Source organism: Micromonospora sp. MH33, from assembly GCF_003013775.1.
Lineage (GTDB): Bacteria > Actinomycetota > Actinomycetes > Mycobacteriales > Micromonosporaceae > Micromonospora > Micromonospora fulviviridis.
Genome location: NZ_MUYZ01000018.1, coordinates 1 through 24,483 on the forward strand (window position 1 = coordinate 1; position 24,483 = coordinate 24,483).

General features: G+C 71.2%; 23 protein-coding genes and 2 pseudogenes. 12 read left to right on the forward strand and 13 right to left on the reverse strand.

The features are described 5' to 3' along the window. Positions 1-253 (forward strand): annotated as a pseudogene (locus B0E53_RS05400) (DUF3071 domain-containing protein); the annotation flags it as partial. A gap of 110 nt (positions 254-363) precedes the next feature. Then, positions 364-1,350 carry an aldo/keto reductase gene (locus B0E53_RS05405; protein WP_107074963.1) on the forward strand — a complete coding sequence of 329 codons (987 nt, stop codon included), beginning with the start codon at positions 364-366 and terminating at the stop codon, positions 1,348-1,350. Between the two features lie 108 nt (positions 1,351-1,458). Here the strand turns inward: B0E53_RS05405 and thpR are convergent, their stop codons facing one another. The 5 genes from thpR to B0E53_RS05430 all read right to left on the reverse strand — a co-directional run bounded on the left by thpR (position 1,459) and on the right by B0E53_RS05430 (position 6,080). Next, the gene (thpR, locus tag B0E53_RS05410) at positions 1,459-2,037 is read right to left on the reverse strand and encodes an RNA 2',3'-cyclic phosphodiesterase (RefSeq protein WP_107074964.1); all 579 of its coding nucleotides are present in this window, start codon (positions 2,035-2,037) and stop codon (positions 1,459-1,461) included. Between the two features lie 3 nt (positions 2,038-2,040). Next, the gene (locus tag B0E53_RS05415) at positions 2,041-2,550 is read right to left on the reverse strand and encodes a hypothetical protein (RefSeq protein WP_107074965.1); all 510 of its coding nucleotides are present in this window, start codon (positions 2,548-2,550) and stop codon (positions 2,041-2,043) included. Between the two features lie 119 nt (positions 2,551-2,669). Then, entirely contained in the window at positions 2,670-3,956 is a 1,287-nt protein-coding gene (locus B0E53_RS05420) for an MFS transporter (RefSeq protein ID WP_107074966.1), read from the reverse strand. Between the two features lie 76 nt (positions 3,957-4,032). Further along, positions 4,033-4,482, reverse strand: a complete 450-nt coding sequence (locus B0E53_RS05425; protein ID WP_210405934.1) for a MarR family transcriptional regulator — start codon at positions 4,480-4,482, stop codon at positions 4,033-4,035. 116 nt (positions 4,483-4,598) lie between these two features. Further along, positions 4,599-6,080 (reverse strand): NCS2 family permease, encoded by a 1,482-nt coding sequence (locus B0E53_RS05430; RefSeq protein WP_107074968.1) that lies wholly within the window; start codon positions 6,078-6,080, stop codon positions 4,599-4,601. An 89-nt stretch (positions 6,081-6,169) separates the two neighbouring features. On the opposite strand from B0E53_RS05430, the gene B0E53_RS05435 reads away from it, so the two are divergent. Beyond that, positions 6,170-6,430 carry a DUF2530 domain-containing protein gene (locus B0E53_RS05435; protein WP_107074969.1) on the forward strand — a complete coding sequence of 87 codons (261 nt, stop codon included), beginning with the start codon at positions 6,170-6,172 and terminating at the stop codon, positions 6,428-6,430. A 19-nt stretch (positions 6,431-6,449) separates the two neighbouring features. On the opposite strand, the gene B0E53_RS05440 is transcribed toward B0E53_RS05435, so the two are convergent. Further along, positions 6,450-7,289 carry a DUF3027 domain-containing protein gene (locus B0E53_RS05440; RefSeq protein WP_107074970.1) on the reverse strand — a complete coding sequence of 280 codons (840 nt, stop codon included), beginning with the start codon at positions 7,287-7,289 and terminating at the stop codon, positions 6,450-6,452. Positions 7,290-7,376: 87 nt separating this feature from the next. Here B0E53_RS05440 and B0E53_RS05445 point away from each other — a divergent pair, with 87 nt between their 5' ends. After that, the gene (locus B0E53_RS05445) at positions 7,377-8,993 is read left to right on the forward strand and encodes an MFS transporter (protein ID WP_107074971.1); all 1,617 of its coding nucleotides are present in this window, start codon (positions 7,377-7,379) and stop codon (positions 8,991-8,993) included. Continuing rightward, on the forward strand, positions 8,972-9,622 hold the full coding sequence (locus tag B0E53_RS05450) for a futalosine hydrolase (protein WP_107074972.1): 651 nt from the start codon (positions 8,972-8,974) through the stop codon (positions 9,620-9,622). Before B0E53_RS05445 ends, B0E53_RS05450 begins: the two co-directional genes overlap by 22 nt. A 2-nt stretch (positions 9,623-9,624) precedes the next feature. Here the strand turns inward: B0E53_RS05450 and B0E53_RS05455 are convergent, their stop codons facing one another. Together B0E53_RS05455 and B0E53_RS05460 are read right to left on the reverse strand one after the other, a co-directional pair. After that, entirely contained in the window at positions 9,625-10,293 is a 669-nt protein-coding gene (locus tag B0E53_RS05455) for a response regulator transcription factor (protein ID WP_107074973.1), read from the reverse strand. Next, positions 10,290-11,516 carry a sensor histidine kinase gene (locus B0E53_RS05460; protein WP_168215231.1) on the reverse strand — a complete coding sequence of 409 codons (1,227 nt, stop codon included), beginning with the start codon at positions 11,514-11,516 and terminating at the stop codon, positions 10,290-10,292. Before B0E53_RS05460 ends, B0E53_RS05455 begins: the two co-directional genes overlap by 4 nt. A gap of 178 nt (positions 11,517-11,694) precedes the next feature. Between B0E53_RS05460 and B0E53_RS37355 the strand changes: the two genes are divergently transcribed. Together B0E53_RS37355 and B0E53_RS05470 are read left to right on the forward strand one after the other, a co-directional pair. After that, the gene (locus B0E53_RS37355; RefSeq protein ID WP_168215232.1) at positions 11,695-12,252 is read left to right on the forward strand and encodes a hypothetical protein; all 558 of its coding nucleotides are present in this window, start codon (positions 11,695-11,697) and stop codon (positions 12,250-12,252) included. 67 nt (positions 12,253-12,319) lie between these two features. Next, positions 12,320-13,150, forward strand: a complete 831-nt coding sequence (locus B0E53_RS05470; RefSeq protein WP_107074976.1) for a 1,4-dihydroxy-6-naphthoate synthase — start codon at positions 12,320-12,322, stop codon at positions 13,148-13,150. Here B0E53_RS05470 and B0E53_RS05475 read toward each other — a convergent pair. Beyond that, the gene (locus B0E53_RS05475; protein ID WP_026267952.1) at positions 13,111-13,497 is read right to left on the reverse strand and encodes a cold shock domain-containing protein; all 387 of its coding nucleotides are present in this window, start codon (positions 13,495-13,497) and stop codon (positions 13,111-13,113) included. The genes B0E53_RS05470 and B0E53_RS05475 overlap by 40 nt on opposite strands. A 28-nt stretch (positions 13,498-13,525) precedes the next feature. Then, a complete protein-coding gene (locus tag B0E53_RS05480) occupies positions 13,526-14,149 on the reverse strand; it encodes an HAD hydrolase-like protein (RefSeq protein WP_107074977.1) in 624 nt (207 codons plus the stop codon). Positions 14,150-14,210: 61 nt separating this feature from the next. On the opposite strand from B0E53_RS05480, the pseudogene B0E53_RS05485 reads away from it, so the two are divergent. Next, positions 14,211-16,560, forward strand: a pseudogene (locus B0E53_RS05485) (helicase-associated domain-containing protein). 57 nt (positions 16,561-16,617) lie between these two features. Here B0E53_RS05485 and B0E53_RS05490 read toward each other — a convergent pair. Then, positions 16,618-16,854 carry a hypothetical protein gene (locus B0E53_RS05490; RefSeq protein ID WP_107075005.1) on the reverse strand — a complete coding sequence of 79 codons (237 nt, stop codon included), beginning with the start codon at positions 16,852-16,854 and terminating at the stop codon, positions 16,618-16,620. A 114-nt stretch (positions 16,855-16,968) separates the two neighbouring features. Beyond that, positions 16,969-17,835, reverse strand: a complete 867-nt coding sequence (locus tag B0E53_RS05495; RefSeq protein WP_107074978.1) for a L,D-transpeptidase family protein — start codon at positions 17,833-17,835, stop codon at positions 16,969-16,971. Between the two features lie 174 nt (positions 17,836-18,009). Between B0E53_RS05495 and B0E53_RS05500 the strand changes: the two genes are divergently transcribed. After that, positions 18,010-19,689: a DNA repair helicase XPB gene (locus B0E53_RS05500; protein WP_107074979.1), complete on the forward strand. Its 1,680-nt coding sequence runs from the start codon at positions 18,010-18,012 to the stop codon at positions 19,687-19,689. A gap of 168 nt (positions 19,690-19,857) precedes the next feature. Here the strand turns inward: B0E53_RS05500 and B0E53_RS05505 are convergent, their stop codons facing one another. Next, on the reverse strand, positions 19,858-20,553 hold the full coding sequence (locus B0E53_RS05505; protein WP_107074980.1) for a hypothetical protein: 696 nt from the start codon (positions 20,551-20,553) through the stop codon (positions 19,858-19,860). 327 nt (positions 20,554-20,880) lie between these two features. Between B0E53_RS05505 and B0E53_RS38535 the strand changes: the two genes are divergently transcribed. The 3 genes from B0E53_RS38535 to B0E53_RS05520 all read left to right on the forward strand — a co-directional run bounded on the left by B0E53_RS38535 (position 20,881) and on the right by B0E53_RS05520 (position 23,852). After that, positions 20,881-21,483, forward strand: a complete 603-nt coding sequence (locus tag B0E53_RS38535; RefSeq protein WP_210405935.1) for a hypothetical protein — start codon at positions 20,881-20,883, stop codon at positions 21,481-21,483. A 336-nt stretch (positions 21,484-21,819) separates the two neighbouring features. Further along, positions 21,820-22,056 carry an ABC-three component system middle component 8 gene (locus B0E53_RS40345; RefSeq protein WP_107074981.1) on the forward strand — a complete coding sequence of 79 codons (237 nt, stop codon included), beginning with the start codon at positions 21,820-21,822 and terminating at the stop codon, positions 22,054-22,056. 47 nt (positions 22,057-22,103) lie between these two features. Then, positions 22,104-23,852: a DUF2326 domain-containing protein gene (locus B0E53_RS05520; protein ID WP_210405936.1), complete on the forward strand. Its 1,749-nt coding sequence runs from the start codon at positions 22,104-22,106 to the stop codon at positions 23,850-23,852. Positions 23,853-24,483 lie beyond the last annotated feature (631 nt).

The following is a 24,483-nucleotide window of genomic DNA, read 5'->3' on the forward strand; positions in this document are numbered from 1 at the left end:
GGTCGCCGGGGGCGCGGCCGCGCTGCTCGGCGGCGGCCAGGGCTCCGCGTTCGACGACGACTCGGACGCGCCGAAGGAGATCCCGGCCGTGCCGTCGCTGGCCGTGCTCCGGCCGCGGCGCACCGGTGCCGCGGCGGCGACCGGCGGCAGCGGCACCGAGTCCACCGAGGCCGGCGGCAAGCCCCGCAAGCGGCTGCCGAGCTGGGACGACGTCCTCTTCGGCACGGGCCCGGCGGCCCGCGAGTCCTCCTGACCCCACGGCCACCCTGGCAAGCGACGGCTCCAGGTCGTAGCGCGGCGTCGGACGCGCCGAACTGGAGTTGTCGCGAGGCACTCTAAGTGCCCGCGTGCCAGGGTGGATCCATGGAGTACACGAACCTGGGCCGCACCGGACTCTCGGTGAGCCGGCTCTGCCTCGGCACCATGAACTTCGGTCCGCAGACGACGGAGCCGGACAGCTTCGCCATCATGGACCGGGCGCTGGAACACGGGATCAACTTCTTCGACACCGCGAACGTCTACGGCTGGAAGCTCGGTGAGGGCGTCACCGAGCAGATCATCGGCCGCTGGCTCGCCCAGGGCGGCGGGCGCCGGGACAAGGTCGTCCTGGCCACCAAGGTCTACGGCAAGATGGGCGAGTGGCCCAACGAGCAGGGCCTCAGCGCCCGGCACATCATCCGGGCCTGCGAGGACTCGCTGCGCCGGCTGCAGACCGACACCATCGACCTCTACCAGATGCACCACGTCTCCCGGAGCACGCCGTGGGAGGAGATCTGGCAGGCGATGGAGACCCTGGTCGCCCAGGGCAAGGTCCTCTACGTCGGCTCGTCCAACTTCGCCGGCTGGCACATCGCGCAGGCGCAGGCCGCGGCGGGCCGCCGCAACTTCCTCGGCCTCGTCTCCGAGCAGAGCATCTACAACCTGATGACCCGGCACGTCGAGCTGGAGGTGATCCCGGCCGCGCAGCACTACGGGCTGGGCATCATCCCCTGGTCGCCGCTGCACGGCGGGCTGCTCTCCGGGGTCATCCGCAAGATGGCCGAGGGCGGCGCGGCCCGCGGCGCCACCGGCCGGTCGGCCGACGCGCTCGCCGAGCACCGGACCACCATCGAGGCGTACGAGAAGCTCTGCGCCGACCTCGGCCACGACCCGGCCGACGTGGCGCTGGCCTGGCTGCTCTCCCGCCCGGGCGTCACGGCCCCGATCGTCGGCCCGCGCACCATGGACCAGCTCGACCGCAACCTGGGCGCGCTGTCCGTAACCCTGGACGAGCAGGCGCTGGAGAAGCTCGACGAGCTGTTCCCGCCGGTCGGCAACGGCGGCCCGGGCCCGGAGGCCTGGGCCTGGTAGTTCCCCCTCGCCGGGGTGGGCCTTCCGCCTGCCCCGGCGAGCCCGGGCGCGCCGAGGCCGCCCCGGCCGAACCGGTCCGGCGACGGGACGGGTCACCGGCCCGGCCGGTCAGACGGGCCAGGCGGCGAGGCGGTCGTAGGTGGGGCGCGGGCCGGGGTGGCTGCGGACCAGGACCAGCTCGTCGGCGCTCCACTCCGGGCCCAGGTAGTCGTGCAGGGTTTCCCGGTCGGCCAGCACGTCGGCGCGGTCGATGCGGTCGCCGGGGCGGGCGACGGTCAGGTGGGCCCGGAACGGCTTCTCGTCGTGCGGCAGCCGGGCCCGGCGCAGGCCGGACCGGATCAGCCGGGCGAGCACGGCCAGCGCGTCGACCTCGCCGCGTACGTCCACCCAGAGCACGGTGAACCGGCCGCGCCCGAAGCTGCCCCCGCCGCCGAGCCGCAGCCTCGGGGAGCTGCCCCGGGCGTCGCGGAACGTCTGCGCGGCGAGGCCGAGCGCGCTCTCCACGTCGACCAGCCGGTCGTCGGGCACGTCGCCGAGGAACGCCAGGGTGAGGTGGGCGTTGGCCGGGTCGGCCAGCCGGACGTTGGTGCCGGCCGCGGAGGCGGCGCCGGTGCGCAGCCGGGCCACCTGGGCGGCCAGGTCGTCGACCACCGGTTTCGGCGGGTAGACCGCGACGAAGAGCCGCACCGGTCAGCGGTGCCGCTGGTGGTGACCGGGGCGGGCGGCGGGCAGGGTCAGCCCGGCGGCGTGCAGGAGGCCCTCGACGCGTACCCGTTCGATCTCCCGGTCGATGCCCTCCAACTCGGTCAGGTGCTCGGCGATGCCCAGCGCCCCGCAGGCGGCCCGCAGCCGCTCGTCGTACGCGTCGATGACCGCGCCGTGCCACACCACCGAGCGGTCGGCGGCGGCGAGCCGGTGGCCGCCGAGGCGGCGCAGGTCGGTGGCGAGCTGTTCCAGCGGGCGGCGGTCCGCCCGGTCGAACTCGGTGAGGTCGATGTCCCGGGTGAGCGACTCGGCCTCGATGGCCCGGTCCAGCCGGGCGATGGTGCGCCGCTCGCGGCGCTGCTCCCGCCACTCGGCCCAGCCGCAGGCCACCCGGTCGAGGATCTCGTCTGCGCAGAAGACCAGCGCGAACAGGGCGGGCAGGCAGCAGACAGCGAGTATCGCCAGCATCAGCAGCAGTCCCCGCCCCACTCCCACATATCGACGCTAAGCCTCGCCGTCCACGCCCGCCACCCGTTTGGCGAGATCCGGACGCGAATGAATGAGGAAGGACCGGTCCCCTCGGGCAGGAACCGGTCCTTCGGGCGGTCGACGGGTCACTCCGCCCCGGGCGACACCACGTAGAAGCGCGGCATGGGCAGTACCCGCATCCGCAGCCGGGCGCCGGAGCGGCGCAGCTGCCAGGTGAGCGCCAGCAGCGCGGCGGCCAGCGAGATCAGGCCACCGATCCAGATGCTCGCGCCGGCGCCGAAGGTCTCGGCCACCCACCCGATGATGGGCGCGCCGACCGGGTTGGTGCCGAGGAAGACGAGCACCCAGAGCGCCATGACCCGGCCCCGGAAGGCGGCGTCGACGCCGAGCTGGACCCGCTGGTTGGCGGCCTGGGCGAAGAACACCATGAAGAACCCGGTGGGCAGCAGCAGCGTGACCACCAGCCAGTACGCCGGGGCGAGCCCGACCAGGGTGCCGAAGCTGGCGCAGCCGACCGCCGCGCCGAGCACCAGCCAGACCGAGGGCCGGCTGCGCCGGCCGGTGCCGGCGAGGGCGCCGACCAGCGCGCCGACCGCCAGCGCGGTGCTGAACAGGCCGAACGAGGCGGCGCCGGTCTTGAACACGGTCTTGGCCAGCGCGGCGAGGGTGAGCTGGAAGTTGAACAGGCTCATCCCGATCACGGACATGACGACCATCGGCAGCAGGAGGTCGGGGCGGCGCGCGACGTACCGGAGGCCGTCCACGACCTTGGCCTGGTCGCGCTGGCCGGCCGGCGGCAGGTCCTTGCGGTGCAGCTCCGCGGCGCGCATCCGGACCACGTTCACCAGCGGGGCGATCGAGCTGAGCGCGCTGAACATGAAGACCGGGCCGACGTCGAAGGCGGCGATGGCCAGGCCGGCGACGGCCGGGCCGACGATCCGGGCCGAGTTGAAGGTGGCCGCGTTGAGGGAGAGCGCGTTCGGCAGCAGCGGCATGCCGACCAGTTCGGAGACGAACGCCTGCCGGACCGGGGTCTCCACCGCGTTGGCGACGCCGAGCAGGGCGGCGAACGCGAAGACGTGCCAGAGCTGCACCAGACCGGTGATCACCAGGACGCTCATCACCAGCGCCAGCACGGTCCAGAACGCGTTGGCGACGAAGAGCAGCATCCGCTTGTCGTAGCGGTCGGCGAGGCGGCCGGAGAGCAGGGTGAGCAGGAGGACGGGGGTGAACTGCAACGCGGTGACCACGCCGAGCGCGGTCGCGGAGTTGTCGCTGAGCTCGAGGACGAGCCAGTCCTGGGCGATGAACATCATCCAGACGCCGATCAGTTTGATCAGCTGTCCGCTGGCGAAGAGTCGGTAGTTACGGACTCGTAGGGACTGGAACATCGTGCTCAGCCTGGCCTGCACTCTAGGTGCGCCTCCTCGCGATCATGTACGCCTCATCCACAACGGACGAAGCGGACCGCGGGACGCGGATACCCGTTCAGGCGCGAGCGATGCCCTGGAGGATGTCGGCGGCACGCCGCAGCGTGTCGCGTTCCTCCTCGGTGAGCTCGGCCAGTTGGCTGGCCAGCCACTCGTTGCGGGCCCGCTCGAACTGGTCGAGCACGGCCCGTCCCCCCTCGGTCGGCGCCAGGATGACCTGCCGTCCGTCGGTCGGGTGGGGGGTGCGCTGCACAAGGCCGCGCTCCTCCAGCTTCGCGACGATCTTCGTCATCGTCGGCGGCTGCACCCGCTCGGTGTCGGCCAGCTCCCGGGGTGTCAGGGCGCCCGCCAGCTTGAGGCTGGTGAGCGCCGAGAGCTGGGTGACCGTGAGGTCGCCGACCGGGCGGGCCTGTCGGACCCGCCGGTTGAGTCGGGTGATCGCATCACGCAGCTGAGGGGCCAGCTGCGCCGGTGGCACGCGTTTCGCCGTCACCGTCCGCTCCGTCACAGTAGTTAGCTTAACTAATGAGCCTGGCTAACGACGTGCGATATGACCAGGCTCACGGGACGTCTGCCCTGTTCGCGGCCGGGGCATCCGATTTCGATGCCCCGGCCGGCGAGCGTTCAGAGCAGCACGGACTCGATCGGCCCGCGCAGGAAGTAGAGGATGAAGAGCGCGGCCACCCCGTACAGCAGGGGGTGGACCTCGCGGGCCTTGCCCTTCGCCAGCTTGAGCAGGACGAAGGTGATCACGCCCGCGCCGATGCCGTTCGAGATCGAATAGGTGAAGGGCATCAGCACGATGGTGAGGAACGCCGGGATGGCGATCTCGTAGTCGGTCCAGTCGATGGTGCGGACCGCCGTCATCATGAGGAAGCCGACCACCACGAGCGCCGTCGACGCGGCCTCGAAGGGCACCACCACCGACAGCGGCGCCAGGAACATGGCCAGCAGGAACAGGCCGCCGGTGACCAGGTTGGCCACCCCGGTCCGGGCGCCCTCCGCGACCCCGGCCGCGCTCTCGATGTACGACGTGTTGCTCGACACCGAGGCCGCGCCACCCGCGGCGGCGGCGATCGAGTCGACCAGCAGGATCTCCCGCGCCCGCGGCGGGGTGCCCCGCTCGTCGAGCATGTCGCCCTCCTGGCCGATGGCGACCATCGTGCCCATGGTGTCGAAGAAGTCCGTGATGAGCAGGGTGAACACGAACATCAGCGGGACCAGCCAGCCGACCCGGGTCCACGAGTCCAGCACGTTGAAGTTGCCGATCAGGGAGAGGTCGGGGACGTCCACCACCTTTTTCGGCAGTTCGGGCACGTTCAGCGCCCAGCCCTTGGGGTTGGGCTTCCCGTTGACGAAGGACGGCCCGATGTTGCCGACCGCCTCCACGATGATCGCCAGCACGGTGGAGGCCAGGATGCCGATGAGGATCGCGCCGCGGACCCGGCGTACCACCAGCACCAGGGTGAGCAGCAGGCCCACCACGAACACCAGCAGGGGCCAGCTGACGATCTTGCCGCTGATGCCCAGCCCGACCGGCACTGTCGTGTTCGCGACGTCCGGCACGCGCCGGACGAAGCCGGCGTCGACCAGGCCGATGATGGTCAGGAAGAGGCCGATGCCGACGCCGATGGCCGTCTTGAGCTGGGTCGGCACCGAGCGGAACACCGCGGTACGCAGCCCGGTGAGCACGAGGATGCCGATCAGCACACCCTCGATCACCACGAGGCCCATGGCGTCCGCCCAGGTCATCTGCGGCGCGATCTCGAACGCGACGAGCGCGTTGACGCCCAGCCCGGCGGCCAGCGCGATCGGGAACCGGGCCACCACGCCCATCAGGATGGTCATCACGCCGGCGACCAGCGCGGTGGCCGCCGCCAGCGCCGGGATGGCGAGCTTGCGCCCGTCGCCGTCGACGGCGCTGCCCAGGATCAGCGGGTTCAACACCACGATGTACGCCATCGTGAAGAACGTGGCCAGACCGCCCCGGACCTCCCGGCCCGGCGTCGACCGCCGGGCGGAGATCTCGAAGAAGCGGTCGAAGGCGTTGCGCGGGTGTGCGGGATCGGGTGGGGTGCCGTGGTCCGGCGGCGGCGCTATGGCCATCGGGTCCTCACATATTGATCGACCGGTTGTCGCGCGCATCGTCCCAGATCACTCACGGGCAGGGAAGAACGATCGCGTACGCTGGGCGCGTGCCCCAGGAGCAACAACCGCGGCCCGAGCCGCTCGACCCGCCGATGGTGCCGATCGCCGTCGCCGGGCTGATCGGGTGGGCGGTGGCCGGGCTGGTGCTGCTGCTCTTCTTCCGCGACTGGCTCACCGCGCACGGGCACGAGAACTGGCTCTGGACCTGCCTCGCCGGGTTCCTGTGGGGCTTTCCCGGGCTGGCCGTGATGATGCGGCACGACGCCAACCGGCGCCGCCGCCGGGCGGCCACCGCCCGTCAGGGCTGACCGGTCAAGGGCTGACCGGTCAGGGGTGGCCGTACGGCTCCGCCGGCTCGGCCGCCTCGACCGAGCCCGGGGCCCGGCTCACCGACACCGCTTCCACCGCGCTGTCGTCGTAGACCGTGGGCAGCTCGTCAACCGGGCTCTCGGCCGCCTCGATCAGCGTCTCCGAGTGGGCGCCGCAGCCGTGGTCGGCGCTGACCACCCGGCCGTCGTCGGGGGCGTAGAAGTTGCCGCAGGCGCCGAAGGACTGCCGCAGCGCGCCGGCGAGCGGCAGGTAGAAGCCGCAGGTGCCGCAGCGGGCGGCGGCCGGCGCGGCCACCGAGATCGCGGCGTCGGGCCCGTGGTCGCCGTCGTACCAGCGCTGGGCGGCCTCGGTGCGACCCTCCCGGGACAGCACCCGGGCCCGGCCGAGGCCGAGCTCCCAGGCGGTCTCCTCCACGGCCGGGTCGTCGGAGAGCAGGTAGCCGGGGGCGAGCCGCTCGTCGTCCGCCGGGGTGGGCAGCAGGTCACCGGGCCCCAGGTCGCCGGGCTTGAGCCGCTCCTGCCAGGGCAGCCAGCCCGGGGCGAGCAGCGCGTCGCCGCCCGGCAGCAGCACCGTCTCGCAGATGGTGACCGTGCGGCTGCGCGGCACCCGGGTCACGGTGACGGCCCAGCGCCAGCCCCGGTAGCCGGCGAGGCGGCACTCGAAGTAGTGGGTGACGAGCCGGTCGCCCTCGGCGACGGCCTGGAGGTGGTCGCCGACGTCGGCGGGGTCCACCTCGGTGATGGCGGAGCGGGCCACCTCGACGGCGGCGGCGCACACCTGGTCGAGCCGGGGAGCGCGGGCGGAGGCGGGCCTGGTCACCGGACCATTGTTCCCCATGCCGGCGGTGGAGTGACAGGCACTCCCCGGTGTCGTTCTCTCCGGGTGGTGCGGCACACGTGGATCAGATGGGCGAGGATGGGACACATGCCGCTGTCCTCCCGCTCCGGCCGCTCCGTCCTCGGGCGGACCGTCGGCACCGGCATCCGTGCCACCCGCCTGCTGCTGCGGGGCTCCCTGCACGGCGGGCGGTGGATGACCCGGCGGGCCGGGACGGCCCGCGCCCGCAGCGCCGGCAACGAGGTCGGCATGGTCCGGCTCTTCGACCTGCACGCCCTCTCCTGCGCCGGGGACACCCTGATCGCCATTGGCCTGGCCGGGACGATCTTCTTCGACGTGCCGCTGGGCGAGGCCCGCAACAAGGTCGCGCTCTACCTGCTGGTGACCATGGTTCCGTTCGCCATGCTCGCCCCCGTGGTCGGCCCGCTGCTGGACCACTTCCGGCACGGCCGCCGGTACGCGCTGGCCGCCACCATGCTCGGCCGCGCCTTCCTGGCGTGGTTGATCTCCGACTACATCGGCGGCTTCGGGCTCTACCCGGCCGCCTTCGGGGTGCTCGCCCTCTCCCGGGCGTACGGGGTGGCCCGCTCGGCGGCGGTGCCCCGGCTGCTGCCGGAGGGGCTCGGACTGTCCCAGGCGGGCGCCCGGGCGAGCGTCTACGGCACGGTGGCCGGCGCGTTGGTCGCCCCGATCGGGCTGGCCGCGTTCTGGTTCGGGCCGCAGTGGCCGCTGCGGGTCGCCTCGCTGATCTTCCTCATCGGCATGGTGATCTCGCTCCGGCTGCCGCCGCGGGCGGACTCGGAGCCCCCGGAGCGGGTGCCGCGTCCGCTGCGGGCGCTGCGCCGCCGGGACGGGGAACGCCCACTGGGCCGGGGGCGGCCGGCCGGCCGGTTGGTGATCGCCACCCTGATCGGCTCGGCCGCGCTGCGCGGGCTCTACGGCTTCCTGCTGCTCTTCCTGGCCTTCGCGATCAAGGGCGGCGACCTGACCACCGACTTCTTCGGCCGGAGCCTGGGCGCCCAGGGCGCGCTGGGCCTGGTCGGCGGCGCGCTGGCGGTGGGCAGCTTCCTGGCCACCGCGATCGGCACCCGGCTGCACATCCACCGCCCGACGGCGATCCAGTCCAGCGGCACGATCATCGTGGCCGGGGTGGCGGTGCTCGCCGCGCTGAAGTTCTCGCTGCCCCTGGTGGCACTCCTCTGCCTGGTCGCCTCGCTGTTCAGCGGAATCGCCAAGCTCGCGGTCGACGCCTCGATCCAGGAGCGCATCCCGGAGCGGCTGCGGGCCAGTTCCTTCGCCCACTCGGAGACCGTGCTGATGCTCGCCTTCGTGGCCGGTGGCGGCCTCGGGTTGGTCCCGTTCACCGGCCGGGCCGGCGTGGCGGTGGCCGCCTGCGTGGCCGCGCTGGTGGCCGCCCGCGGGGTGCTGGTGGCCACCCGGCTGCGCGGCGAGCGCCTGGTCGGCCGCCCGCTCGGCGACGACGAACTGGCCACCGAGCAGGGAACCGAGTTCGACGACCCCGCCCCCACCTCGCCGGCCCCGCCCCGGGCCGACCCACCGCCGCCGGTCGACGACGACGACCTGGCGCCGCCCGGGTTCCACATCTACCGCCCGTCCTCCTCGGTGGGCGGGCCGGGCGGGACCGAGGACGAGAACCGGCGGGAGCCCCGGGGACCGGTGGCGTGGGCGGGTTGCTGGTGGTGACGGCGGTACCCGCCGAGGCGGACGCGGTCCGGGCGGGCCTCACCGATCCCACGGTCACCGTCGTGCCGGTCGGGGTCGGCCCCGCCGTCGCCGGCGCGGCCACCGCACGGCTGCTGGTGCTCGCCGAGGCGGCCGGTCGGCCGTACCGGGCGGTGGTCAGCGCGGGCATCGCGGGCGGCTTCGTCGGCCGGGTGCCGGTCGGCGGCACCGTGCTGGCCGACCGCAGCGTCGCCGCCGACCTGGGCGCCGAGTCGCCCACCGGCTTCATCCCCGTGGAGGACCTGGGCATGCCGGCCGAGCTGCTGGGCGGCGGCAGCGTCGTACCGGCCGATCCGGGCCTGCTGGGCGCCCTGCGGACCGCCCTCCCGGCGGCCACCGTCGGCGCGGTGCTCACGATCAGCACGGTGACCGGCACCGCCGCGAGCACCGCGGCCCTCGCCGACCGGCACCCCGACGCCGTGGCCGAGGCCATGGAGGGGTACGGCGTCGCCGTCGCCGCCACCCAGGCCGGCCTGCCCTTCGCCGAGCTGCGCACGGTGTCCAACCCGATCGGCCCCCGCGACCGCGGGTCGTGGCGGATGCGCGAGGCGTTCGCCGCGCTCACCGCGGCGGCCGCCGCCCTCCGCTGAGGTCATTCGCCGGGGACGACGAGCCCGGACTCGTACGCGTAGACGACGGCCTGGACGCGGTCGCGCCGGTCGAGCTTGGTGAGGATCCGGCTCACATGGGTCTTGACGGTCTGTTCGGCGATGACGAGGTCGGCCGCGATCTCCTGGTTGGACCGGCCGCGCGCCATGAGGACGAGGACCTCCACCTCGCGCGGGGTCAGCGTGTCGAGGGCGGCCGGCCGGTGGTGGGCGCCGGGCGACTGCCGGGCGAACCGGGCGATCAGCCGGCGGGTGACCGACGGGGCGAGCAACCCGTCGCCGGCCGCCACCACGCGTACCGCCTGCACCAGCTCGCTGGCCGGGGCGTCCTTGAGCAGGAAGCCGGAGGCGCCGGCGCGCAGCGCCTCGTAGACGTAGTCGTCGAGGTCGAACGTGGTGAGCATGAGCACCTTGGGCCGGTGCGCCGGCGGCGGGGCGTCGAGCAGCAGCCGGGTGGCGGCGAGCCCGTCCAGCCTGGGCATCCGCACGTCCATGAGGACGACGTCGGGCCGGAGCCGGCGGGCCAGCGTGACGGCCTCCAGCCCGTCGGCGGCGCCGCCGAGCACGGTGATGTCCGGCTGGGCGGCCAGCAGGGCGCCGAACCCCTCGCGCACCATCGCCTGGTCGTCGACGATCAGCACGGTTGTCGTCACGACACGCGCTCGGGTTCGTCGGCGCACGGGAAGGTGGCCACGACGGCGAAGCCCCCCGCGTCGTCGAGGCCGGCCGACAGCGTGCCACCCAGGAGGGTGACCCGCTCACGCATGCCGGCCAGGCCGTGCCCGGGGGTCCGCGGCTGCGGCGCCACGTCCGGCGCGGCGTTGACGACCCTGACCCGCAGCAGGCCGGTGTCGCGGCGCACGGCGACGGCCACCGGGGCGCGGCCGGCGTGCCGGGCGGCGTTGGACAGCGACTCCTGCACGACGCGGTACGCGCACAGGCCGACGGTGGCCGGCACCCCGGCGGTGCCGGCGGTGTCCAGGGTGACCGGCACACCGGCCCGGCGCGCGCCCTCGACCAGGGCGGGCAGGTCGTCCAGGGTGGGCTGCGGCGCGCGCTCCGGCGGGTCGGCGCCGCGCAGCGTGCCCAGCAGGCGACGCATGTCGGCCAGCGCATCCCGGGCACCGGCGCTGATCGAGGCGAACTCGGCACGCACCGGCTCGGGCACCGCCGGGTGCCGGTACGGCGCGGTCTCGGCCTGCACGGCGATGAGGGACATGTGGTGGGCGACCACGTCGTGCAGCTCCCGGGCGATGCGGGCGCGCTCTTCGAGGGCGGCTCGGCGGGCGTACTCGGCGCGGGTCAGCTCGGCCTGCCGGTGCAGCGCGCGGCGGGCCCCGGCGCGGCCGGCGAGCGCGTCGAGCAGGACCGCGTACGCGGCCAGCGCCAGGCTGCCGCCGACGCTGTCCGAGCCGGGGATCCACAGCCACAGCACGGCCACCATCAGCGCGAACATCGTCCACAGTGCCGGCCGGCCGTAGCGCAGCGCGGCCACGGTGAACGCCAGCACGAACACCGGGATCTGCGGCGGGTCCCAGGCCCAGCTGCCCCAGGGGTCTCCGGGGGCGAGCGGGGTGAGCAGGGCGGCCAGCCAGCCGACCCGCCAGGCCAGCAGCGGGTACCGGACGAGCAGCGCGAGCGGCGCCACCTCGGCCAGGCCGACAAGGGTGGCCCAGCCGTCCGCGCCGGGATGTGCCCGGTCGGCGAGCGCGGCGCACAACGGGAACCCGACGACGGTGGCGGTGGCGAGCAGCACGACCGCCGCCCGGCGTACCGGAGCCGGCCGCCCCGCCAGCCAGGACGGCCCCGGGTCGGTCGCGGTCACCACGGTCCGCACCCCGCGCCACCCGTGCTCGACGATCCGACTGGTCTGCATCACCGGCGAGCCTATCGACGGCGGGCCGGCCGGCGCGTGGCGCTGACGGGGGATCTCGCGCCCGGCGCCGTCATACCCGAGAGCCACCCGAGGTTGGCTCCGCGCGGCGATGTGCCGGGACCGCTGCGCTCCGTAGCGTCCCCGCTGACCGGACGTCGAGAGTCGAAGGAGCGCCGCCATGACGATGACCCAGGTACGCAGGGACTGGCGCGGCCCCGCCCGGGGCGTGCTCCTCGACGCCGCGTACTGCGGCGGGCTGGCGGTGGTGAGCCTGGCCGGGCTGGGCCTGGTCCTGGCCGGCCGCCCCGCGGCGGCGGCCCGGCTGTCCGGCCGCTGGCAGCGGCTGCGCGACGAACGGGCCACCCAGCCGGTCCGGAGCCTGCCGGTGGCCGGCAACGCGCTCATGGGGCTGGTGCTGGGGGTGCTGGCGGTCATCCCGCTCGGGATCGAGGCGCTGTTCGTGGCCCGGGGCGTGCTGTACGGCGTCGTGGACGGCGGCCCGTACGACACCTCGTGGGGCGGTCCCACCAGGGGCGGTGCCTGGTTGGCGCACTTCCTGGTGGCGGTACCGTTCGCGCTCGCCGGGCTGGCGGCACTGTCCGGGCTCGCCCGGCTGCACCGGCGTTGGACGGCTCACCTCGCCGGTGAGCGCGGTGGCGCGTGGGTGGTGCCGGTGGCGCTGCTGGCGTGCGGGGCCGCGGCGGTGCTCGTCGTCGCCTGGCTGCATCAGCTCTGAGGGCTCCCCGTCACACCTCGCGGGCGGGGGTGGCGGGCGCCGGATCGGGCGGGGTTACGGTGGGGGCGTGGCGCTCTCCCTGGCGATCTCGCCCTGCCCCAACGACACGTTCGTCTTCGACGCCCTGGTGCACGGCCGGGTGCCCGGCGCGCCGCCGGTCGAGGTGACCTACGCCGACGTGGACGTCACCAACACGGCCGCCGAGCGCGGGGCGTTCGACCTGGTGAAGGTGAGCTACGCGGCGCTGCCGTGGCTGCTCGACGACTACCACCTGCTGCCCTGCGGGGGCGCGCTGGGCCGGGGTTGCGGGCCGCTGGTGCTCACCCGGGGCGACCGGGAAGACCTGTCCGGCGCGACGGTGGCGGTGCCGGGCGAGCGGACCACGGCGTACCTGCTGTTCCGGCTCTGGGCGGCCGATCAGGCGCCGGCGCGGATCGAGGTGGTGCCGTTCCACGAGATCATGCCGGGGGTGGCCGCCGGGCGGTACGACGCCGGGCTGGTGATCCACGAGGCGCGCTTCACCTACCCGCGGCACGGGTTGACCGCCCTGGTCGACCTGGGCGAGTGGTGGGAGGGCGACACGGGGCTGCCGATCCCGCTCGGCGCGATCCTGGCCCGCAAGGGCGCGGTGGACCCGGTCGAGGCGGCCGCCTGGATCCGCGAGTCGGTCCGGCAGGCGTGGGCCGACCCGGAGGCCAGCCGGGAGTACGTCCTGGCGCACGCGCAGGAGATGGAGCCCGACGTGGTGGACCGGCACGTCGGCCTCTACGTCAACGAGTTCACCGCCGACCTGGGAGAGGCCGGCTTCGCCGCCGTGGAGGCGCTGCTGGGCCGGGCCGCCGACGCCGGGCTCGTCCCTCAGACCTCCAGCTCGCGCGCCACCGCGTGGACCAGCTGAGCGATCTTCTGCGCGGTCTTCCGGTCCGGGAAGCGGCCCCGGCGCAGGTCCGGCTGGACCTTCGCCTCCAGCACCTTGATCATGTCTTCGACCAGGCCGTGCAGCTCCTCCGCCGGCCGGCGGCGCAGCTCCGCCACCGAGGGCGGCGCCTCCAGCAGCTTGACCCCCATGGCCTGGGCGCCCCGCCGGCTGTCCACCACGCTGAAATCGACCCGCTGGCCGCCCTTCAGGTCGGCGACACCCGCCGGTAGCGCGCCCTTGGGCAGGAACACGTCGCCACCCTCGTCACTGGTGACGAACCCGTATCCCTTGGCCGCGTCATACCACTTCACTCGACCCGTCGGCACCTGAAAACCCCTGCTTCGCTCGGAACCTCTACCCCTGCAAGGCTAGCCCGATGATCCGGTCCAGCGCCGCCGGGAATCCGGCGAGATCATTCAGCACCACGTGCGCCCCGGCGGCGCTCAGCTCATCCCTCGCGCAGGGGCCGGTCGCCACTCCCACGCCCGGGATTCCCGCAGCTTGCGCGGCGGCCATGTCGGCCACGTGATCGCCGACGTAGAGGGTCGCGCCGTGCTCCCGCAGCGCGGTCGCCTTCTCCTCGGCGAACAGGTCGCCGGCCAGCTCGTCGACGGCCAGGCCGAGGTGGTCCAGGTGCAGTTTCGCCAGCCGGCCCATCTTCGAGGTCACCACCATGACGCGGCCACCGCGGGCGTGCACCGCCTCGATCGCGGCCTCGGCGCCGGGCATCGGCAGGGTCGGGGTGATCGCGTACGCGGGGTAGAGCTCCCGGTACGCCGTCACCGCCTCGTCGACCTGCTCGGGCGGGAACCAGTGCGCGATCTCGGTGCGCAGCGGCGGCCCGAGGCGGGAGACCGCCAGGTCGGCGTCGACGGGCACGCCGGTCAGCGCGGTCAGCGCCCGGTAGGCGGCCGCGATGCCGGGGCGCGAGTCGACCAGGGTCATGTCGAGGTCGAATCCGACCATCATTGGGGGCATTCCGAGAACGTACCCGTCCGAGGGGCGGGACAGCCCCCGGCCGGGCTAGCGTGGAACGACGATGACCACCTCACTCGCCGACCACCTGCGGACCCTCCCCGACGAGTCCCTGGCCGCCCTGCTCCAGCTACGGCCGGACCTCGTCGTGCCCGTGCCGGCAGACGTCTCCGCCCTCGCCATCCGCGCCCAGTCACGGGTCTCCGTGGCCCGGGCGCTCGACGGGCTGGACCAGTTCACCCTCCTGATCCTGGACGCCGCCCGGCTCACCCGGGACCCGGAGGGCGGCGGCACCACCACCGAGGCCATCCTGGCCCTGGCCACCGCCGGCCCGCACCCGCCCGCCCCGACCACCGTCCGCCGCGGAGCTGGACCCGCGCTCGGCGGCCGTCTGCGCGGACCCGGCGAAGCTGCGGCGGACGCTGCTGTCCGCGCCGCCCTCGGCCCGGGCGATCCTGGACCGGCTCGCCGCCGGCCCGCCGGTCGGCACCGTGCCTCCGGGCGCGCTGGAGGCCCCGGCCACCGGCGCCGAGGACATCCTCCCGCCCGATCTGGTCAACGGCGGCGCGGCCACCGGCTCCCCGATCCGCTGGCTGGTCGAGCACCGGCTGCTGGTCCGGATGTCGGCCGTCAAGGGCGGCGGCACCGTCGAGTTGCCCCGCGAGGTGGCGCTGCTGCTGCGCCGGGACAGCGGCCCGCTCGGCCCGCTGCGCACCAGCCCGCCGCTGGTGTCGAGCCCGCCGCGCGAGGCCAAGGCCGTCGACTCGGCCGGCGCCGGGCAGACCATGGAGGTGGTCCGGCACACCGAGGCGCTGCTGGAGGCCCTCGCCGCCGAGCCCGCCCCGGTGCTGCGGTCCGGCGGCGTGGGCGTCCGCGACCTGCGCCGGCTGGCCCGCGGCCTCGGGCTGGACGACCCGACCACGGCGCTGATCTTCGAGGTGGCGTACGCGGCCGGGCTGCTCGGCGAGCTGGACCTGACCGGCACGGCCACCGCCCGCTACGGCGGCGACCAGCAGATCCTGCCCACCGGCGGGTACGAGGTGTGGCGGGCCGCCTCGCTGGCCCAGCGCTGGGAGCAGCTGGCCCGCGCCTGGCTGACCATGACCCGCCAGGTGGGCCTGGTCGGCCAGCGCGACGACCGGGACCGGCCCATCTCGGTGCTCTCCGCCGAGGCGGAACGGGCCGGCGCGCCGGCCGCCCGCCGCGCGGTGCTCGCCGTGCTGGCCGACCTGGCCCCGGCGACTGCCCCCACCCCCGACGAGGTGCTGGAGCTGCTGGACTGGCGGGCGCCCCGCCGGGCGCGGGGCCGGGAGGCCGCACACCGCGAGGTGCTTGCCGAGGCCGCCCAGCTCGGGGTGACCGGGCTCGGCGCGCTCACCTCGTACGGGCGGCTGCTGCTGGCCGAGCTGACCGACGACGAGCGGGGCGAGGACCCGCTCGGGCTGTACTCCGACGCCGAGTCGGGCGAGGCGTCCACCGCCGTCCGCGCGCTGGACGCGCTGCTGCCCGCCCCCGTCGACCACTTCCTCGTGCAGGCCGACCTGACCGTGGTGGTGCCCGGCCCGCCCGACCCGGCGCTCGCCGCCGAACTGGACGTGGTGGCCGAGCACGAGTCGGCCGGCGGGGCGAGCGTGCACCGGGTCACCACGGCCAGCGTCCGGCGGGCCCTGGACGCCGGCTACTCGGCCGACGACCTGCACGCGCTGTTCCGCCGCCGGTCGCGTACCCCGGTGCCGCAGGGGCTCAGTTACCTGGTGGACGACGTGGCGCGCAAGCACGGCGGGCTGCGGGTTGGCTCGGCCGGCGGCTACGTGCGCAGCGACGACGAGGCGCTGCTCACCGAGGTGCAGGCCGACAAGCGGCTGGAGTCGCTGGCCTTCCGGCGGCTGGCCCCGACGGTGCTGGTCACCCCGTACCAGGTGAACCGGATGCTGATCGCGCTGCGCGACGCCGGGTACGCGCCGGTGCCCGAGGACGCCGGCGGCGCGGCGGTCCTCGCCCGGCCGAAGTCCCGGCGGGCGCCGGCCCGGATGCCGGTGGCCGGCCGCAGCCTCGACCCGCTCGCGGCGCCGCGGCTGCCGATGCCCCGGCTGCTCGGCGTGGTCGAGCAGATCCGCCGCGGCGAGGCGGCGGCCCGGGCGGCGCGGCGCGCCCCGGAGGTGGTCCGTGGGACGACACGCAAGGGCCCGGGGCCGGCGCACACCCACAGCGACGCCCTGGCCGTGCTCCAGCAGGCGGTACGCGACAAGGCGCTGGTCTGGGTCGGCTACGTCGACGCGCACGGGGCGACCGCGTCCCGGCTGGTTCGGCCGGTCTCGATCGGGGCCGGCTACCTGCGCGCCGAGGACGAGCGCACCGAGATGCTGCACACCTTCGCCCTGCACCGGATCACCGCGGCGGTGCTGGAGGACTGATGGACGACGTCTCCAGCTCGGCGCGTCCAGTCGCCGCGCCGCGGCCTGGAGGCGTCGTCAGTCGCCGTTGCGGCGCAGGGTGGCAACCACCGAGACGGTGAGCAGCAGGGCGAACGCGGCCCCGGCCGACTCGCCGACCGAGTCGACGAAGCCCTGCCGCTGCACCAGGAGCCCGAAGAGGAACCAGCCGAAGATGCCGGTGGCGGCGGCCGCGTAGCCGACCATGACCGCCGTCGAGACCTCCTGCTGGCGCGCCCGGTCGTTCTCGGGAAGCACGTCGTGATCGACGGTCATCTCCAGTCCCTCCCGCCCCGTGGTGGACCCGACCTCCAGCGTGGCACCGGAGGGGGTCACCCGGACAGGGGATAAACCCTGATTCCGGGCGGGCGGGTCACGCCGGGTCGGGTATCAGGTGCCGGGGCGGTGGCCGAAGACGACCACCCGGGTACCGACCGAGCCCAGCTCCCAGAGGCGTACCGCGTCGCGGTGCAGCAGGTTCACGCAGCCGTGCGAGCCGATCCAGGGGTTGTGCAGGTAGGTGGTGGTCTCGTGGAAGCCGATCCCGCCGTTGAACCGCTGCCAGTAGGGCAGCCACACCTCGTACGGGTTGGACCACTCCCGCAGGTTCTTTCCACCCACGGAGTAGGTGCCGGTCGGGGTGGCGTAGCCGGCCATACCGGTGCGGGTCACGGTCGGTCCCATCACGACCTTGCCGCCGCGCATCGCAAAGACGGTCTGCCGGGTCAGGTCGACGCAGAAGGTGAGGCCCGAACCGGCGCGGCAACGGCCGGTGTCGGTGTCGGCCAGCCGCTTCGCCACGTCGTACGTGGTGGCGCCGGCGCGACCGGCGGCCGGGCTGATCCCGTACCGGCTCTGGAACTTCTTGATGGCGGTGCAGTCGGCGGCCGACTGCTTGCCGTCGACGGTCAGCGTCCCGAAACCGCCCAGCCGGGTCAGGTACGTCTCCACGGCCTTCTGGTGCTCCCCCTGCGCGCACCCGGCGGACTTGGACGGCTTCGGCGTGGCCGGCTTCGGTGTGGTGCTGCGGGAGGGTTTCGGCGTGGCCGTCCGGCTCGGCTGCGCCGACGGGGACGGGGACGGCTGTTCCGGCGTGGGCGGCGCGCTCGCCCCCGATGCTCGTTCCGTCAGGCCGACGGGGGCCGGGGCGGCCGCCCCGGATCCGTCGCCCTGCGGATCGAGCGCGCACGCACCGACGCCGACCAGCACGACCGCTGCCAGGCTGACGGCCCGGGCGACGAACCGGACACGCTTCATGAGCCCTCCCCCTGGACAGTTGTCCCGCTTGCTAGACGTACGGGAGGAGTGTGACGTTGCCTGTCCAGCGAGACTTTTTCCCGGCACCCGCTGGCGTGCAACACTGGATGGTCCGCCTTCGGCAGGTCAGCCGCCGTGCGGGCGAGAATTTCCGGCATAGGGAGAGGCGCTGGCGTGAGCGGTGGACCACTGATCGTGCAGTCGGACAAGACCCTGCTGCTGGAGATCGACCACCCCGACGCCCAGGCGTGCCGGATGGCGATCGCGCCCTTCGCCGAGCTGGAGCGCTCCCCCGAGCACGTGCACACCTACCGGCTCACCCCGCTGGGGCTGTGGAACGCCCGGGCCGCCGGCCACGACGCCGAGGGCGTGGTGGACACCCTGATCAAGTACTCCCGCTACCCGGTCCCGCACGCGCTGCTGGTCGACGTGGCCGAGACCATGGACCGCTACGGCCGGCTCCAGCTCGCCAACGACCCGGCGCACGGCCTGGTGCTCCGCGCCCTCGACCGGGTGGTCCTCATCGAGGTCGCCAAGAGCAAGAAGCTCGCCGGCATGCTCGGCCCGAAGCTCGACGACGACACCATCCAGGTGCACCCCTCCGAGCGCGGCCGGCTCAAGCAGGCGCTGCTCAAGCTCGGCTGGCCCGCCGAGGACCTGGCCGGCTACGTGGACGGCGAGGCGCACCCCATCGAGCTGGCCGAGTCCGGCAAGGACGGCGGCAAGCCGTGGACGCTGCGGTCGTACCAGCGGGAGGCCGTCGAGGCGTTCTGGGCCGGCGGCTCCGGCGTGGTGGTGCTCCCCTGCGGCGCCGGCAAGACCCTCGTCGGCGCGGCGGCCATGGCCGAGGCCAAGGCGACCACGCTGATCCTGGTGACCAACACGGTCGCCGGCCGGCAGTGGAAGCGCGAGCTGATCGCCCGCACGTCGCTCACCGAGGAGGAGATCGGCGAGTACTCGGGCGAGCGCAAGGAGATCCGCCCGGTCACCATCGCCACGTACCAGGTGCTCACCTCACGGCGCGGCGGCGCGTTCACCCACCTCGACCTGTTCGGCGCCCGCGACTGGGGCCTGGTCGTCTACGACGAGGTGCACCTCCTGCCCGCGCCGATCTTCCGGTTCACCGCGGACCTCCAGGCCCGCCGCCGGCTCGGCCTCACGGCGACCCTGGTACGCGAGGACGGCCGCGAGGGCGACGTGTTCAGCCTGATCGGCCCGAAGCGGTACGACGCGCCGTGGAAGGACATCGAGTCGCAGGGCTGGATCGCGCCGGCCGAGTGCACCGAGGTCCGGGTGACGCTCACCGACGCGGAGCGGATGGCGTACGCGACGGCTGAGGCCGAGGAGCGCTACCGGATGGCGGCTACGGCGCGGACGAAGCTGCCGGTGGTGCGGGCGCTGGTTCAGCGGCATCCCGATGAGCAGGTGCTGGTCATTGGTGGATACATCGACCAGTTGCACCAGCTCGGGGAGTACCTGGACGCGCCGATCGTGCAGGGGTCGACGACCAACAAGGAGCGCGAGCGGTTATTCGACGCGTTCCGGTCGGGTGAGGTTAAGACTCTGGTGATTTCCAAGGTCGGGAACTTCTCCATTGACCTGCCCGAGGCTGCTGTCGCGATCCAGGTGTCGGGGACCTTTGGGTCGCGGCAGGAGGAGGCGCAGCGGCTGGGGCGGGTGCTCCGGCCGAAGGCCGACGGGCGGCAGGCGCACTTCTACACCGTCGTCTCCCGGGACACGATCGACACGGAGTACGCGGCGCACCGGCAAAGGTTCCTCGCCGAGCAGGGGTACGCGTACACCATCGTGGACGCGGACGACGTACTGGGACCGAAGCTGCCGACGATCGACTGACTGACTCACGCATTCCGAGTTCGCTCCCGGACCACTGGTTTACCGCCTGGCCCTCCTGCCCGAGGCGCTGTCCGGGTTCGCCGTCGTCCGCTACTGTCCGCCGGTTTGGCTGCTCGCTTGGCTGCTCACACAGGAACTGGCGCGCACCACTGCCGGTTCTCGCAGTTGTCAGGGAACATCGGCAGATTCGGCATGGATTCCGTCGTCCGTTGTCCCTTGAGCTTGATCGGCAGGTTGTCTGCTACCTTCCTGCTGCCTCTGACGCCACGCCGGCTCGCTCTTCTGAGCGTGGTGGATTGCTCTGGCCGCCGCACGGGATGTTGGAGTCCCCTCCTCGGTCTTCGCGGCAGCCCAGATCTCATCGACGAGCAGACTCGCTGCATCAGCCGCGGCTGAGATCGCAATTGTGTGCGGACCGACCGCCAGGTGCGGATGCAGTTGCTCTGCATCCGCCCAGCCGAATCGCACGGCGTACTCCTCGGCCAACTGGTACTGACTGAGGTGGGGGTCCGTCTTCATTCGGCTCCGCTGCGCCCGGCCGACGCCGAGGCTGTACTCGTCGAAGTGCTCGACCGCGTCTCGGGCCTCGACGATGCCCGGCAACGCTCGGTCGAAGTCGGCAAGCGCCTCGCTCAGCTGGTCCTTGGCGGCTGGGACCTGCATGCTACTCAAGGCCATCTTGGCTGCTCGACGCACGTCTCTCAGCGCGACGAGCAGCATGAAGGCCTCCGGCAGGTGCGTCAAGTCACCCTCCGCTGCAAGCACGCGCGCTGCTTGCAGCCTGACCGCGTTTGCCCACAACCATGCGTGCGCCAATGCCGAGTTCGTGCCGTTGGGCTTCAACGCGTCGGTGACCGAGTGCATTGGCCCACCATGGCACAGACATCACCAGACCGGCTTCCCCCTCTGGGATACCCACGCGCTGTGACCCCGGGTCGCCCACCGGTTGGCTACGGGCGTTGAACAGCCCCCACCCGCACTTCGATACCGTCAGTGCGGCTGCTCGCCACTACGCCGGGACCGCCGTACACCATCGCCCGCACGGACGCTGTCTCCGTCTAGACACTTTGGAGGTCTGCTCGTACCAATGCACTGAGACAAGGCGCTGACGGGCTCAGCCAGAGCCTCCAAAGGCGACCACCATGGTCGTGTGACATCGCGCGTACTCTATGCGGCCGGTAGGCTCACGGGATGGGGTACCCGTACGAAGATCTGGACGACAGTCAGTATGAACGACTGGTGGTGCAGTGCATGAGGGTGCTCTTCGGGGATGGAGTTCAGTCCTTCGCCGCAGGGCCCGACGGCGGGCGCGACGCGAGGTTCCACGGCACTGCCACTAGGTTCCCCAGCGAGACTGGACCTTGGACCCAGATCACCGTCGGCCAGGCGAAGCATACAAACGCCACCAATGCTCACTTTAGCGACAGCGACTTCAGCGGCACCGCTGACAGCTCTGTGCTATCGGAAGAGATCCCACGGATTCGCAAACTGGTGGCTGCCGAAGAAATACACAACTACATCCTTTTCAGCAACAGACGCTTGGGCGGCGTGACAGCTCCATCCATCATCAATCGATTGTCCGAGGAAACCGGCCTGCAGAAGAGTCGGATATTCCTTGCCGGAGTCGAGTACATGGATGACATGCTCCACACTTATCCGGATATTCTCCGTCGAGCTAGAATCGATCCCATCGATGGCCCCCTCCTAGTGTCAAGCTATGACCTAGCCGAGGTCATTCTTGCGATCGCGGAAGGACTCGAAGCATCGCCACCCCCGACGACGCTCCTGTGGTAGATCGCGTCACCTACGACGAGAAAAACCGCATTAATGTGATGACGCCGGGTTTCGCAAAGCTACTCAAGGATCGATACCTTCATGAGACGCAGAAAATCGGGCGATTCTTGGCTGACCCTGCCAACTCCGAAGTATTGCGCCTATATGAAGGTGCGGTCGAAGAGTTTCAGCTCAAAATAGTTGCCAGACGAAGAGATTATCAGACATTCGATGATCTGTTCAACTACCTAGTGGACTTCCTCTTCAAGAGAGACGGCGTACTATCGCGAAACCGGCGACTAACCCGGGCGATAATTTTCTACATGTACTGGCACTGCGACATCGGGGAAACTCCAGATGCTGCGACCTAACAAACATTCCCATCCGGATCAGACGGTCTTAGCCGCCTCGGCGGTGCTGCTAGCGGAACTGAGACGCAAGCGGGCAGTACCCTACGCCGATTTGAAGGCGAGCCTAGACAAAGCCTCGCGTGGCTCCGATTTCCTATTCACGCCCGCAGTGAACTTGCTTTACCTGCTCGGCCTAGTGGAGTACCGTGCCACCGCCGATCTATTTGAATATGCGGGGAAATAATGAAGCTGACGAGACTCTACTCCAACAGGCCAGAATCATTCCACCCAATGGAGTTCAACGGTGGGCTATCCGCCGTCCTCGCCGAAATCCGCGTGCCAGCAAACAGGCTCCTGGATACTCATAATCTCGGCAAGACAACGCTCGCGGAACTAATCGACTTCTGCCTTTTGAAGGGTAAGAGTAGCAGCTTCTTTCTCTTCAAACATAAGTCGCTCTTCGAAAAGCTTACGTTCTTCTTGGAGGTCCAACTTCCAACTGGGGATCACCTGACCATTGGTCGCCCTGTTGAACCAGGCTCTAAAATCCACTTCAAGCGGAGCAAGTCTTCAATCGAAGATGTAACAGCGCTCGGCAGCTCGGACTGGGACCACGTCGGTCTGCCGTTCGACCGCGCCAAGCTGCTCCTCGATGGCATGTTGGGCATCGATGCACTCCGCCCGTGGGGGTTCCGGAAGCTAGTCGGTTACCTCATCCGCTCCCAGCGCGACTACCTAGACGTATTTCAGCTCGGCAAGTTCTCCGGCAAGCACCAGGATTGGAAGCCCTTTGTTGCGCATCTAATCGGAATGGACTCGGGTCCGGTCATCGAGCTGTATAAAAAGCGGGAAGAGTTGGCGGCGACGACCTCCGACCTCGCCACCTTAACCCGAGAGTGGAACGGCGAGGATGTTGATCCATCCGTACTGGACGGCTTAATCTCGGTAAAGAGACGCGACATCGACGCTAAGACGGCGACTCTCGCCTCTTTCAATTTCCAAGAGGAAGACACCCGAGCTACGTCGGAGCTGATCGAACGGACCGAGGCGCAGATTGCGGCGTTGAACGAAGAGAGCTACCGGCTTGGCCAACTGACACAACGGATTATTGAGTCACTAGAAGAAGAGCAGGTACTCTTCCGGCCGAGGGACGCCGAGATCCTTTTCCGTGAGGCAGGCGTCCTCCTAGGCGACCAAATCAAGCGAGAATACGAGCAGCTCGTCGCTTTCAATCGAGCGATTACAGATGAGCGACGCGAGGCATTACAAGAGCAGTTCGCCGAGAGTCAGGCGAGGCTCGTGGAGATCCGCAAGGAACTTGAGACGCTGAACCTAAGGCGCGCTCAGTCCTTAGAATTCCTCAGGAATTCCGATTCGCTGGACAAATACAAGAGCCTGTCGTTGGAATTGACTAACCTTCAAGGCGAACTCAGCGTACTTGAGTCCAAGCGAGCTGCGGCGGCGAGGCTTGTAGACCTGCGTCGGCAGCAACGTACATTGGCTGAGGAATTCGGACATCTTGAGACCGCAGTAGAAACGCAGATCGAGGAGATTGGTCGCGACGAGGAGAGCCGGTTTGGTCGGCTGCGCCGATACTTCACTGAGATTATCTATGAAGTGCTAGGCCAGAACGCGATCATTGCGATCAGAATGAACAGCCAGGGCGGTCTAGACTTCACGGCGGAGTTCATTGGAAATGCAGGAATAGCCACAAGTGGCGATAGGGGAACGTCATACAGAAAGCTCCTCTGCATTGCCTTCGACTTGGCGTTTCTTAGAACCTACCTGGACGTGCCATTCCCGCGTTTCGTATATCATGATGGCGCCCTGGAGCAGTTGGAACCTCGCAAGCGGGAGAAGCTAATCGGCGTCTTCAGGAAATACGCATCCCTGGGCCTGCAGCCGATCATCTCGCTTCTCGACAGTGATCTTCCCCTACCCCTCGGCTCCGGGCCTCAGACACTCATACCTGAAGATGTCATCGTCACGCTTCATGATGAGGGCCAGGACGGTCGTCTGTTCAAAATGCCGACGTGGTAATTGGGTGCCGGACTAGAACGTATGAAATCGCTCGGCGGTAAGTCTTCCCATCCCCGTCTGCCATCGGCCCGCCCCGCTGGGGAGCGGGCCGCCGCCCGGCCCGCCACGTCAAGCGGACCTTGACGGCTCGTACAGACGCTGGCGGGGCGGGGGGGGGTCTGCTCGGCTCGCCCGGGTCGATGGGAGGCGAGTTGGCCTGCCGCCATCCGCCCACGGACCTGGACCCGCCGGCGAAGCCCTGGCCACCCTGAAGCCGGAGCGCCCCCGCCGGAGGCAGTAACCGCAACCCCGCGATCGCCGCCAGCTCGCCGATTGCGGCCATCCCGCCGTGGGTGCTGGCCTCCTTCAGCTGTTGACACCACTTCCATGCTTCAGCCCGCCGACCATCGTCGCCTAGGTACCCATCGTTGGCCCCGCGCTCGGTGCGGAGAGCATGGGGTAGAGCTAATCCTGCGAACCTTTTCTAAGGTGCGTCCTGTGCAGGGTGTCGAGTAGCAGTCGGGCTCGCTTGTTCGCTTCGATCAGGTCGGTTTCTGGAGGCAGTGCCCCATGTACCACCTCGTTTCGAACTCGCAATAGCTGGCGCACTTGGTGCTCTTGTTCCTTGCTCAGTCCGGTTCGTCACTGCCGG